Here is a 12,821-nt window from a genome sequence, read left to right as displayed (position 1 = left end):
GCGCGGGATAGGTGAACGGGATACGTGAACCGGCTGGCCGCGCACGGCCCGGACAGGCGGGCCCCCGCGGCATGCGCCACCTGGACGGCCTGGCCGCGCGGTGGCAAAGCATTGCAGACTTAATATTGGATACTTTATTTGGCCGAAGATTACCATGGGTGGCCCGCCGCGTTGACGCTCCCATCCGCCGATCCACCAGGACTGCCGATCCACCAGGACTACCGTCATGCCCGGGCCGCGGGACAGGCCGCGGCCGGGACGGGCGGGAGGCGGACGGGATGGAGCTGCGCGAGGCGATGCGCACGTCGGGGGCCGTGCGTAAGTTCACCGACGAGCCGGTGTCGGACGAGGTGCTCGCGCGGGTGCTCGACGAGGCCAGGTTCGCGCCCAGCGGCGGCAACACCCAGCCGTGGACGGTGCTCGTCCTGCGCGACCCGGGGATCCGCCGGGCCATCCGCGACCTGGTGGTGCTCGGCTGGCGCGAGTACCGGGCGCAGGTCCAGGCCGGGGTGCGCCCGTTCGCGCCGGGCCCGGACGGCCGCTGGCACGGGCCGGCGATCGACCTCGCCGAGGCGGCGGCCACCCCCGCGCCGTCGTCGTTCGCCGACAACCTCGACGAGGTGCCGGTGCTGCTGGTCCTGTGTGCGCGGCTCACGGCGCTCGCCGTCATGGACGTGGACCTGGAGCGGCAGAGCATCGTCGGCGGCGCCTCGGTCTACCCGTTCGCCCAGAACCTCCTGCTCGCGGCCCGGGCCGAGGGCCTGGGCGGCGTGCTGACGACGTTCCTCGTCCGCCGGGAGCCGGAGGCCGCCAAGCTGCTCGCCATCCCGCCGGACCACGCGATCGCGGCAGTCGTCGCCCTCGGCCACCCCGAGCGGCGGGCCACGAAGCTCACCCGCCGCCCGGTCGAGGAGTTCGCCCGGCTCGACACCTTCGACGGCGAGGCCTTCCCCGGCCCCGCGCCGGCCGGCTTCGGCATCAGCCCTGGGTGACACCCCCGGCGTCGATCGGCTTGGGCTGGGGGGCGAGCAGCGGGGACGTGGTGTTGGAGGGCCACTGGGGACGGTAGTAGCCGCGGAAGTGCAGCTCACCGCCGCGCAGCTCGCGGATCGTCAGGAAGTCACCCTTGTAGCCGCGGTGGTCGTAGGGCGCGAACGTGATGTACGCGCCGGGGCCGCCGTTGGTGCACGGCATCCACTTGATCTTCTCCAGCCCGAGCCGGACCTGCTCGGGCGTGGGGATCGCCGCGTTCGCGATGCCGTGGATCGCGGCCCGCGCCGTGTCGTAGCCGAGGGCCACGACGACGTTGCGGGTGACCCGGCCGAACCGCGCCTCGAACCGGCGGACCATCGCCTCGTAGTTCGGGTTCGYGCCGTCCTCGCCGAGCTGGTCGACGCCGTGCCAGCCCTCCAGGCCCTCCGCCCAGGCGTTCGAGTTCGAGTAGAACATGAACGCCGTGCCCATGAACCGCGGCGGATCCCAGTCGAGGGCCTTGAACGCCGCGGCGAAATGGAAGGTGGAGTAGCCGTAGCCCATGTAGACGATGGCCTCGGCACCCTGGGCGCGCATCGTCTCGAGGTGCTGCTGGAGGCCCTTCGGATTCGGCCCCAGGCTGACCTCCTTGACGATCTCGACGCCGACCTGCTGCGCCGCCGTCCGGAAGAAGTCCGAGTAGTGGTCGCCGGACGAGCCCTTCTCCCAGAAGAAGCCGACCTTGGTGTGACCCTGCTGGGCGCACCAGTTCGCGCCCATCACCGACTCCGTCGGGATGTCGCCGTTCGCGACGGTGAAGCAGTAGTCACCGGCGAACTTCACGCTGCCGGTCCAGCCGATGCAGGAGACGCCGGTGCGGTTGGCGGTGTCCTGCAGGTTCAGCGAGTTGTCGGAGATCATCGGGCCGAGCACGACGACGCAGCCGTCGTCGACGAGCTGCTGGTATCCCCGGCGGACCTTGAGGTAGTTCTCCCTGGGCAGCCCGCGCGCGTCGACGGTGCGGATCTCGACCGGCCGGTCGTAGACGCCCTCGTTCAGCGCGTCCTCGACCGCGAGAATCGTGGAGTCGACCCAGTCGGACAGCAGCTGGCCGAGGTCCATGTCGACCAGGATGCCGATCTTCACCGGCTCGAACGGATCCCCCTGGGTGACGAGGCCCCGCGTCGGCGGATACACGACGATCGACTCGACCGCCTTCTCGCCCACCCGGCCGCCGCCCTCGTACCAGCGGCCCGCCGGGTCGTTGTAGGCGACGGTGTCCGTCCCGCGCTCGACCGTCGAGACGGCCCGGTCCGGCTGGGCGATCCCGTGATCCACTGGCGCCGGGAAGAGGCGCTCGGCATACCGTCCGGCGTTCTCCTGCCCAGGCTGGTCCTGGCCGGTTGAGACCTGCTCGCTCATCCAGACTCCTCGCCGCTCACTCGCCGTCGCCGCCTGCCCGGCGGCTGGCGAACGATCGTTCAGTACAGAGAACCACTGCTCAGCGGTACGTCTACCACCGTCACCCTGACCGGGCAAGAAGTCCCCGCCCGCCGCGACCCGGAGATCATTCTGGCGAGCGGATCGACGCCCGCGCGTGGCCGGCAAAGATCCACGAGGGTGGTCGAGGCGTGGCAGGGGTGTGCGCGGCCGGACTATTGAGCTAATCTTCCTGACCTGGAGCAGGTGATGCCGGGCACACTGTCGGCGCCGCGGGTCTCAGTTGCCCATCTGATGGGTTGGTCGGGCGGGCCGGTGGGGTCCATCCGTCAGGGGAAGGGCGGTGAATTTCACCATGGGTGATGAGATCGTGGCGGGCATCCGGCCTCTATCTCGGACTATTAGTCCGAGTGAGGTGGTCGTGAATGGCCGGGGCGTCGTCGTCGGCGGCGACGCGGACACCCTTCTTCGCCCGCAGGTCGACGGGGTGCCGTTCGCGCCGCGGACGCCGGTCACCGAGCCGTTCTGGGCGGGCTGCGCCCGCGGTGAGCTGCTGTTCCAGCGCTGTGCCGCCTGCGCCACCCCCGGCTTCCCGCCGACCGAGGCCTGCCGGGCCTGCCTGTCGCGCGACCTGCGCTGGGAACGGTCCGCGGGCTTCGGCACCCTCTACAGCTGGACGGTCGTGCACCGCCCGGTGAGCCCCGCGTTCCGCACCCCGTACGCGCCGGCCATCGTGACCCTGGACGAGGGCTACCAGCTGATGACCTGCCTGGTCGGCCTGACGATCGCCGAGATCCGCCCGGAGCTGCGGCTGCGCGTCGCGTTCCACTCCGTCGTACCCGCGGCCCCAGCCATACCCGCGGCCCCCGCCGTCACCGTGGAGGCGGCCGGCCAGCCGGCGGCGACGACACTGCCCTACTTCGAACCCGCCGGCCGAGCCTGAACGGGAGACCAGCCGCATGAAGCCAGAAGACCTGATCCTGGTCAGCGTCGACGACCACATCGCCGAGCCGGCCGGCATGTTCGACGCGCACGTCCCGGCGAAGTACAGGGACTTAGCCCCGCGCGTCGTCGACGAGCCCGACGGCGTCCAGCAGTGGTACTACGGCACCCAGCGCGGCCGCAACCTCGGCCTGAACGCGGTCGCCGGCAAGCCGCCGGAGATGTTCAACGTCGACGCCAGCCGCTACGACGAGATGCGGCCCGGCTGCTACGACGTGCACGAACGGGTCCGGGACATGAACGCCGGCGGGCAGCTCGCCGGGCTGAACTTCCCGAACTGGACCGGCTTCTCCGGCCAGGTGCTCAACCAGGGCCCGGACCGCGACGTCAACCTCGTCATGATCAAGGCGTACAACGACTGGCACGTCGACGAGTGGTGCGGCGCCTACCCCGACCGGTTCATTCCGTGCGGCATCCTGCCCCTGTTCGACGTCGAGGAGGCGGCCAGGGAGCTGCGGCGGCTGGCGGGCAAGGGCTGCCACGCCGTCACGTTCTCCGAGAACCCCGAGGCGCTGAAGATGCCGAGCATCCACAGCGGCTACTGGAGCCCGCTGTTCCGCGCYGCCAGCGACGCCGGCACCGTGCTGTGCCTGCACCTCGGCTCGGCGTCGCGCTCCCCGATGTTCTCCTCCGACGCCCCGGCCAGCGTCAACATGTCCGGCTCGTCGATCGCCTCGATCTACTCGCTCCTCGAATTGATCTGGGCCGAGTTCTGGGCCGACTTCCCGGACCTGCGGTTCTCGCTGACCGAGGGCGACATCGGCTGGATCCCGTACTTCCTGTGGCGCAGCGAGCACGTCCAGCGCCGCCACTCCGCCTGGACCCGGCCGTCCTTCCCCGCCGGGATCGACGGGCCGTCGGACATCTTCCGCAAGCACATCCTGACCTGCTTCATCAGCGACACGGTCGGCCCGCGGCTGCTCGACTGGTTCGACGTCGACAACGTCTGCTGGGAGTCCGACTTCCCGCACTCCGACTCCAACTGGCCGAACGCCCCCGAGGACGTCATCGCCAACCTCGGCCACCTGCCCGACGACACCATCAACCGGATCACCCACGAGAACGCCCTGCGGCACTTCCAGTTCGACCCGTTCGCGACCCGCCCGCGCGAGCGCGCCACCGCCGGCGCGCTGCGCGCCGAGGCGACCGACGTCGACGTCGTCACCCGGGTCGGCCGCCTCGCCAGCGAGCGTGACCTCCAGTCCTGGAAGCGCCTCACCACCCGCACCGCGCCGTCGTTCCCCGCCGCGCCGGCCGCGCCCGCCGCGCCGGCCGCGCCGGCGGTTCCCGGCGCCCCGCGGGCCTAGGGGCGGTCAAGGTGTCACATGCCGCATCCGCCGACCCATCGGCCGACCCGGCCGCCGGGGCATCCGCCGGCGCGTCGGGGCCGTCGGCTCTCGGGCCGCTCGCCGGCGTCCGCGTCCTGGAACTGGCGACGCAGATCGCCGGGCCATACTGCGGGAAGCTGTTCGCCGACGCCGGCGCCGACGTCGTGAAGGTGGAGCCGCCCGGCTCCGGCGACCCGATGCGCGCCTGGTCCGCCTCGGGCTCCCGCCCCGACGGGGACGGCGCGCTGTTCCGGTTCCTCAACACCTCCAAGCGGTCCGTCGCGGCCGACCCGGACAGCTCGCGGGTTCGCGCCCTGGCCGCCGCCGCCGACCTCGTCATCGTCGGCGGCGCCCTCGCCGGCGGCGGAACTCCCGGTAGCGGTAATCACGGTGGCGACGGGGCGACCGTGGACGGCGCCCTCGCGGGCAACGGGATCTTCGCGGGCGCGGGGGCTGGAGCGGGAGCCGCCGCTGACGCCGATGCCGATGCGGGCCCGGCGGCCGTCCGGCGCCTGCACGCCGACAACCCGCGCGCCGTGATCCTGTCGATCAGCCCGTTCGGCCTTACCGGGCCCTGGGCGGACGACGGCTGGCGACCGGGCTTCCCGGCCAGCGCGGTGGCGCCGAACCGAGGGGCGGTCACCGAGTTCCTCCTGCAGGCGCTCTGCGGATCCACCGCCGGCCGGGGCGAGCCGGACGCCGCCCCGCTGCAGGCCGGCGGGCGGATCGGCGAGTGGGCGTCCGGCGTCTACGCCGCCGTCGTCGGGCTCGCCGCGCTGCGCGGTTCCCGGCGCGACGGCGTCGGTGACCTCGTCGACGTCTCGATGCTCGAATGCATGGCGATCATGATGGGCGGGCTGTCCGTCGTCGGGCCGACCATCATGGGCGGCACCAGGCCCGGCGGCACCCCGGGCTCACCCGGCCGCATCCCCGAGACGCCGTCGATCGAGCCGACGAAGGACGGCCTGGTCGGTTTCTGCACCATCACCGCGCAGCAGTTCCAGGACTTCCTGGTCCTCATCGAACGGCCCGACCTGCTCGGCGACCGCGACCTGGCCCTGCTGCCGCGCCGGCATGCCCGGAGGGCCGAGTTCCAGGCCGCCGTGCACGCCTGGACCACCCGGCACACCACCGAGGAGGTCGTCGAGCTCGCCGCCGCCCTGCGCATCCCGGCCACCCCCGTCGGCACCCCGGAGACGGTGACGACGATCGACCAGTTCACGGCCCGCGGCGTGTTCGTCCCCAACCCCCGCGGCGGCTTCCACCAGCCCCGCACCCCCTACCGCGTCGGCGACTTCCGCGGCCGGCCGCTCGCCCCGGCCCCCGCCCTCGGCGAGCACACCGCCACCGCGCGCTGGCCCGCCACCGCGGCCGCCGATGCCGCCGCCGCCACCGACGACGACGGCCTGGCCAGGACCGCCCGCCCGGCGGTCCGGCCGCTGCCGCTGGACGGGCTGAGGGTCCTCGACCTGACCGCCTTCTGGGCCGGGCCGTCGGCGACGATGCTGCTCGGCTCGCTGGGCGCCGACGTCGTCAAGGTCGAGGGGGTGTCCCGCCCCGACGGCATGCGGTTCGCGGGCGGCAAGCCACCGACCGAGCCGAGCTGGTGGGAATKGGGAACGATGTTCCTCGCCACGAACGCCAACAAGCGGGCGGTCAGCCTCGAGCTTTCCACCGCGGAGGGGCTCGGCCTGGCCCGCCGGCTCGTCGGCGCCTGCGACGTCGTCATCGAGAACTTCACCCCCCGGGTGCTGCCCAACCTCGGCCTCGACTGGGAGGCGGTGCACGCCGCGAACCCGTCGGCCGTGCTCACCCGCATGCCGGCCTTCGGGCTGGACGGCCCGTGGCGCGACCGCACCGGCTTCGCCCAGACGATGGAGCAGGCCAGCGGCATGGCCTGGCTGACCGGCACCGCCGACGGCCCGCCGGTGATCCCGCGCGGCGCCTGCGACCCGATCGCCGGCCTGCACGCCGCGTTCGCCACCCTGGTGGCGCTGGCCGCCCGGGACCGCCCGGACGGCGACGGCTCCGGCGCGCTGGTCGAGGCGACGATGATCGAGTCGGTGCTCAACGTCGCGGCCGAGCTGACCGTCGAGTACACCGAGAGCGGGGCGTCGCTGCGCCGTGACGGCAACCGCGGCCCGCTCGGCCCGCTGGCGGCGCCGCAGGGTGTCTACCGCTGTGCCCGCGACCCGGCAGGCCCCGACGTCTGGCTCGCGCTCGCCATCACCGACGACGTGCAGTGGCGGGACCTGTGCGCTGTGCTCGGCCGCCCCGACCTCGCCGCGGACGCGGGCCTCGCGACCCTGGCCGGCCGCCGGGTCACCGCCGCGCACGACCGGGTCGACGAGGCGATCGCCGCCTGGACGGCGGCGGCGCCCGACCGGGCCACGGCGCTCGCCGCCCTCGCCGCCGGTGGCGTCCCGGCCGCGCCGGTCATCCCGGCCGCCGACCTGCTGGCCAACCCGCAGCTCGCGGCCCGAGGCTTCTTCGAGAGGCTGGCCCACCCGGTGGTCGGCGAGCACCCGATGCCGGGCGTCGCGTTCCGCCTCGCCAGCCACCCCGGGCCGCTGCTGCGCCGCCCGGCGCCCGTCTTCGGTCAGCACGACGACGAGGTGTACGGCGGCCTGCTCGGCCTGACCCCGGCCGAGCTCGACGGCCTGCGCGCCCGCCGCGTCCTCGGCGACCGGCCGGCCGGCGCATGACCGGTCCACCATCACCGACCACCGGTGCGGGAGCCGGTGCGGCGGACGGCCTGCCGACGACCGCGTACGCCGTGCTGGGGATGCTGGCGGTCGCCGACGTGCCGCTGTCGCCGGTGGAGCTCAAGACCAGGGCCGACTTCAGCCTGCGCTTCTTCTACTGGGCGCCGGCGATCAGCCACATCCGCAAGGAACTGGCGCGGCTGGAGGCGCTCGGCCTCGTCACCGCGAGCCCGGCGCCCGGCCGCCGGATCCGGCGCACCCTCGTGCACGAGATCACCCCGGCCGGCCGGACGGTGCTGCGCGACTGGCTGCACCAGACGGCCGACGAGGAGCCGGTGGTCATCAAGCATCCGGTGCTGCTGCGGGTGTGGCTGGGCGCCGAGACCGAGYCGGAGCGGGTCGTGGAGATCCTCGACCGCTACGTGGAGCAGACCCGGGCGGCCGTCGACGAGCTGCGCTGGGGCCGGCGCCGTGCCCAGGAGGTGCGGTTGGACAGCCGGCCCGAGCTGCGCTACTCCCGCGCCGTCGGCGACTACGTGCTGCGCCGGATGTACGCGGAGCTGGCGAACGTCGCCCAGCTGCGCGACGAGCTCGCCGACCTGCCCACCACCCCGCGGCCGCCGTTCGCCGGCCCGCCCCCGCTGCACGACTACGAACACCCTGACGACGAACACCCTGACGACGCGCGCGGGCGCGAGCGCGGTGCCGGGGCGGACGGCACCGGGTCGCCGGGGGAGAGGAGCTGAGCGTGGCCCGCCCGAGATCCGCCGCGATCGTCGGCATCCACAACACCGCGCAGGCCCGGCGGCTGCCGGACCAGACGTCGACGGCCCTGCTGGTCGACGCGGTCGCCGGTGTCCTCGCCGACGCCGGGCTGGGCCTCGCCGACGTCGACGGCCTGTCCACCCCCGGCATGTCCGGCGGGTTCGTCTACGACCTCGGCCTCGGCCCCGCCTGGCAGGGCGCCCAGCACGGCGTCGCCGCGGTGCTCGAGGCGGCCGCGGCGATCGCCTCCGGCGAGGCGGACACGGTCCTGGTCGCCTCCGCCGCCGCCGGTACCTACACCGAGCGTGCCTCCACCGCCCCATGGACCCGCCCGGAGAACGAGTTCGTCATCCCCTGGGGCATGTTCACCGCCGCCGAGTTCGCCCTCATCGCCCGCCGGCACATGACCACCTACGGCACCACGCCGGAGCAGCTCGCCACGGTCGCGGCGACCATCCGCAACAACGGCCACGCGAACCCCGCCGCGGTCTACGCGGGCCGCGGCCCCTTCAGCGCCGCCGACGTGCTCGCCTCCCGGATGGTCGCCGACCCGTTCCACCTGCTCGACTGCTCGACGACCTCCGAGGGCGGCTGCGCCCTGCTGCTCACCACCGCCGAGCGCGCGGCCGACCTGCCCCGCCCACCCGTGCACGTCCTCGCCGGCGGCGCCGACCACTACGGGCCCAGCTATCGCTTCCCGCCGGCCTGGGACCACACCGGCCACGCCCGCCGCGCCGGCCGAGTCGCCGCGTCCGGGGCGGGTGGCGCGGACGTGCCGGTCAACGGCCAGGTCGGGCGGCGCGCGTTCGAACGGGCACTCGCGACCGCCGGGCTGCGCCGCGACGACGTCGACGTGCTGGAGCTCTACGACCCGTTCTCGTTCGAGATCATCCGTCAGCTGGAGGCGTTCGGCTTCTGCGGGCCGGGGGAGGGCGGCCCGTTCGTCGAGGACGGCCACATCGCCGTCACCGGCAGCCACCCGGTCACCACCGACGGCGGCACGATGTCGTTCAGCCACGCCGGCTCGTCCGTCCAGATGTTGCAACGCGTCATCCGCGGCGCCGAGCAGCTGCGCGGCGACTGCGGCCCCGACCTGCAGGTTCCCGACGCCCACGTCGCCCTGTGCACGGCCGGMGGAGCCGGCGCACTGTTCCTCCACCTCGTCCTGCTCGGCCGCGCCCGCCCGTATCCCTGAAGGGCCCCCGGACGCGAGGCTCCGCCACCATCGTGCGTCCCTCGGCCTTGACCGGCAGCCCGACCCCTACGCACCCGCCCGGAGGCAGCCGTGGCCACCACCCCCGTCCCCACCGTCAGCGAGGCCGCCCTCGACCCGAGCCTGTTCCTGCCCGAGCCTGAGCCCCGCGAGGTCCGCTACACGATCATCTCGGTCGACGACCACGTCGTGGAACCGCCGCACCTGTTCGCCGGGCGGGTCCCGGCCCGGTTCGCCGACGCGGCGCCGCGGATCGTCGAGACGGAACGCGGTCACCAGGTGTGGCGGTTCGAGGAACAGACGTTCACCCAGGTCGGCATGAACGCCGTGGCCGGCCGGCGGCCCGACTCGGTGAAGCTCGAGCCGTTCCGGTTCGAGCACATGCGTCCCGGCTGCTACGACATCGACGCCCGGGTGCGGGACATGGACGTGAGCGGGGTCTGGGCGTCGGTGAACTTCCCCTCGCAGATCACCGGGTTCTGCGGCCGGGTGTTCTTCGGCGCCCGCGACCAGGAGCTGGGCCTCGCCTGCGTGCGGGCCTGGAACGACTGGCTGTACGAGGAGTGGTTCCAGGCGTACCCCGAGCGGGTCGTCCCGATGGGCATCACCCACCTGTCCGACCCGGCACTGGCCGTCGCCGAGATCCGGCGGAACTCCGCCCGCGGGTTCACCGCCGTCACCTTCCCGGAACGCCCACACGTCATCGGCCTGCCGTCGCTGTGGGACCGCGACCACTGGGACCCGATCATCCAGGCCTGCGTCGAGACCGACACCGTCGTCACCCTGCACGTCGGCAGCGCCGGCCTGTCCGAGAAGCCGCCGGGTGCGCCCGGCCTGCAGCTCGGCTCGACGCTGTTCGGCCAGGCGTCGCTCACCGCCTGCGCCGAGTGGCTGTGGTCGGAGTACCCGGCCCGGTTCCCGACCCTGAAGATCGCGATGAGCGAGGGCGGGATCGGCTGGGTCGCGATGCTGCTCGACCGGCTCGACAACATCGTCGACCGGTCCGGCTACGGCCTCGGCTGGGACCTTCGCCCCGCCGAGGTGCTGCGCCGCAACTTCTGGTTCTGCACCATCGACGACCCGTCGACGATCGACACCCGCCACCACATCGGCGTCGAGAACATCATGGTCGAGACCGACTACCCGCACGGTGACGGCACCTGGCCTGACACCCAGCAGGTCCTCGCCGACGCCTGGGGCCACATCCCGCCCGCCGAGATCCGGGCGATGTGCAGCGAGAACGCCGCGGCCCTGTTCCGCCACCCCCTCCCGCCGACCGTCCTGCCGGCCGGCTGAACCCCCTGATCCCCCTGGACCGCCTGGAGGGCAAACCCGTGACGTTCATCCCGACGGCCGAGAAGCTGATGCCGGAGCTCACCACCCGCGAGGAGATCGTCCTGCTCGCCCGCGCCCTGTGGCGGGAGGGCTACAACGACCACCTGGCCGGCCACATCACCGCGTTACAGCCCGACGGCACCCTGCTGTGCAACCCGTGGCTGGTCCGCTGGGACGAGCTGCGCCCCGAGCAGATCATCCGGATCGACCTGGACGGCAAGCTGCTCGAGGGCGACTGGCCGGTCCCGCTCGGCATCCCGCTGCACCTCGCCCTGCACGCCGCCCGCACCGACGTCACCTGGGCCGTCCACAACCACCCGCTGTACGGCACGGTCTGGGCGGACCTGGGCGAGATCCCACCGATCTACGACCAGAGCTCCGCGCTCGGCGGCGGTGGCGACCTGGTGCTGGTGAACGAGTACGAGGGCCCCGTCAACGATCTCGCCACCGCCCGCGGCGCGGTCGACGCCCTGCACGGCGGCCACCTCGCGCTGCTCGCCGGCCACGGCGTCTTCGTCCTCGGCACCTCGGCACGGGCGCTGTTCCAGCGCGCCGTCGCGCTCGAACAGCGCTGCCAGCGTGCCTGGCACGTCCGTGCCCTCGGCGCCGCCCCGGCGCCGGTGCTACCGACCGGCTTCCTGAACCACATGAAGAACTCTGACGGCAACGGCTTCATCGGCTTCTGGGAGTCCGCCGTCCGCGCCGAGCTCCGCGCCGACMCGACGCTCCTCGATACTCACTGACCCTCGCGCCGCTGAAAGCGGGCGGGACCGGACCGGACCGGAAGCCGCGCGGCAGACGGCTGACAAGGCGGGCCACCCGTCCAACCGAACACTCCTCCACCGTGTTCTGTGGCAGATGACGRTGCCCATGGACCGGCTGAGCTGACACGATCGACCAAGGCAGTGGGTGWGTGTGTCGGATAGCCGCGTCTATGGGCTGACTCATCTACCACGGATCAGCTTTCTGGGGGGAGGCCGCACCTCGCGGGTGGCGGTCAGGACCCCAGGGGACTAGTCCAGGGTCCTCGCGATCGGCCATCAGAGGCCGGTTGAGCCGTGCATGATTGACGACGGATCGTAATCACGCTGGGTCTGACGTCGGTGAGCGCGGCGGCGACCCCGACGATGGTGCCCACGGGGAAGCATGGGGGCGCGAGAAGGCCGGGATCGTCATCGTGGACGTGAGTGTCCCGGCGCTGGAGGACGTCGACGCACCTCCGTGCCCACCCTGCTCGCGGCGGTAGCCGAGCCTCCCTCACGGCGGTAGGCGGGCCTCCCCGGCGACCGAGCCGGTCGTGAGCGGCCCCGCCGGTGGGCCAGCGGCCGCCTGCAACCAGGTCAGTACCGCCAGCACCCGGCGGTTGTCGGCATCTCCGGAACGCAGGCCCAGCTTCAGGAAGATTTTCGCGATGTGAGCCTCGACGGTCTTCAGGCTGACGTGCGTCTGCTTGGCAATGYCGGCATTGGAACGGCCCTGCGCCATCAGGTCGAGGATGAGGCGTTCACGGTCGGACAGCGTATGGGTTCGATCGATATCGCGGGTACGGTGCAGTGCTCGTGTCGTGACGCCGGCGTCGATCACGGCTTCGCCGTTCGCCAGTCGGAGGAGCACCTGCTGCAGCGCGGTCCGGTCGGCGATGTTGTCCTTTCGCATGTATCCGAGACCGGCGGCTCCATTCGCGAACAGGCCCGAAGTAAAGGGATCGTCGTCGTGCGCTGTTACGACGAGCACCCCCATTCGCGGCTGGGACGCCTTCAGCGCGAGCGCGGTGACGACGCCTTCGTTGGTGCGTGTCGGCGGCATGCGCATGTCCACGATCGCCACGTCGGGCGGGTCCGTCAGGGCGGCGGCCAGCAGTTCCTCACCGGTGGCAGTAGAGCCGGTGACGTCGACACCGATGCTGGTCAGGAGCAGACCGAGTGCCTCCCGGATGACACCACTGTCCTCGGCGATCGCCACCCGCATCGGCTTCGGAGGCACAGGTGGTTTCTCGCTTTCGACGTGTGGGACGGGCTGAGCGGTGCGGGCGGTCGCGGCCGTCGCCGCCCAGGGCCGTCG

10 protein-coding genes are annotated in these 12,821 nt (G+C 72.8%); 8 read left to right on the top strand and 2 right to left on the bottom strand.

Annotation, left to right across the window (positions count from 1 at the left end; all coding sequences use genetic code 11):
* Positions 1-278 precede the first annotated feature (278 nt).
* The gene (locus BCD49_RS04100) at positions 279-992 is read left to right on the top strand and encodes a nitroreductase family protein (protein WP_007509537.1); all 714 of its coding nucleotides are present in this window, start codon (positions 279-281) and stop codon (positions 990-992) included.
* On the opposite strand, the gene BCD49_RS04095 is transcribed toward BCD49_RS04100, so the two are convergent.
* Positions 979-2,394 (bottom strand): ABC transporter substrate-binding protein, encoded by a 1,416-nt coding sequence (locus BCD49_RS04095; RefSeq protein ID WP_071041132.1) that lies wholly within the window; start codon positions 2,392-2,394, stop codon positions 979-981. The genes BCD49_RS04100 and BCD49_RS04095 overlap by 14 nt on opposite strands.
* A gap of 439 nt (positions 2,395-2,833) precedes the next feature.
* Between BCD49_RS04095 and BCD49_RS04090 the strand changes: the two genes are divergently transcribed.
* The 7 genes from BCD49_RS04090 (at position 2,834) to BCD49_RS04060 (ending at position 11,503) form a co-directional block, all read left to right on the top strand.
* Positions 2,834-3,355, top strand: a complete 522-nt coding sequence (locus tag BCD49_RS04090; protein WP_007509540.1) for a Zn-ribbon domain-containing OB-fold protein — start codon at positions 2,834-2,836, stop codon at positions 3,353-3,355.
* Between the two features lie 16 nt (positions 3,356-3,371).
* Positions 3,372-4,721: an amidohydrolase family protein gene (locus tag BCD49_RS04085; protein WP_007509542.1), complete on the top strand. Its 1,350-nt coding sequence runs from the start codon at positions 3,372-3,374 to the stop codon at positions 4,719-4,721.
* Positions 4,722-4,732: 11 nt separating this feature from the next.
* Positions 4,733-7,447 (top strand): CaiB/BaiF CoA transferase family protein, encoded by a 2,715-nt coding sequence (locus BCD49_RS04080; protein WP_083401235.1) that lies wholly within the window; start codon positions 4,733-4,735, stop codon positions 7,445-7,447.
* The gene (locus BCD49_RS04075) at positions 7,444-8,193 is read left to right on the top strand and encodes a PadR family transcriptional regulator (RefSeq protein ID WP_083401234.1); all 750 of its coding nucleotides are present in this window, start codon (positions 7,444-7,446) and stop codon (positions 8,191-8,193) included. The genes BCD49_RS04080 and BCD49_RS04075 overlap by 4 nt, the downstream gene beginning before the upstream one ends.
* 2 nt (positions 8,194-8,195) lie before the next feature.
* On the top strand, positions 8,196-9,407 hold the full coding sequence (locus BCD49_RS04070; RefSeq protein ID WP_007509548.1) for a thiolase family protein: 1,212 nt from the start codon (positions 8,196-8,198) through the stop codon (positions 9,405-9,407).
* 90 nt (positions 9,408-9,497) lie between these two features.
* Positions 9,498-10,721 carry an amidohydrolase family protein gene (locus BCD49_RS04065; RefSeq protein ID WP_007509550.1) on the top strand — a complete coding sequence of 408 codons (1,224 nt, stop codon included), beginning with the start codon at positions 9,498-9,500 and terminating at the stop codon, positions 10,719-10,721.
* A gap of 38 nt (positions 10,722-10,759) precedes the next feature.
* On the top strand, positions 10,760-11,503 hold the full coding sequence (locus tag BCD49_RS04060) for a class II aldolase/adducin family protein (protein WP_071041145.1): 744 nt from the start codon (positions 10,760-10,762) through the stop codon (positions 11,501-11,503).
* A 514-nt stretch (positions 11,504-12,017) separates the two neighbouring features.
* On the opposite strand, the gene BCD49_RS04055 is transcribed toward BCD49_RS04060, so the two are convergent.
* Positions 12,018-12,728, bottom strand: a complete 711-nt coding sequence (locus BCD49_RS04055; RefSeq protein ID WP_071041144.1) for a LuxR C-terminal-related transcriptional regulator — start codon at positions 12,726-12,728, stop codon at positions 12,018-12,020.
* Positions 12,729-12,821 lie beyond the last annotated feature (93 nt).

Source organism: Pseudofrankia sp. EUN1h, from assembly GCF_001854645.1.
GTDB lineage: Bacteria > Actinomycetota > Actinomycetes > Frankiales > Frankiaceae > Pseudofrankia > Pseudofrankia saprophytica.
The sequence above is the reverse complement of the archived record's forward strand: the minus strand, read 5'-3'. Positions and strand labels throughout refer to the sequence as shown.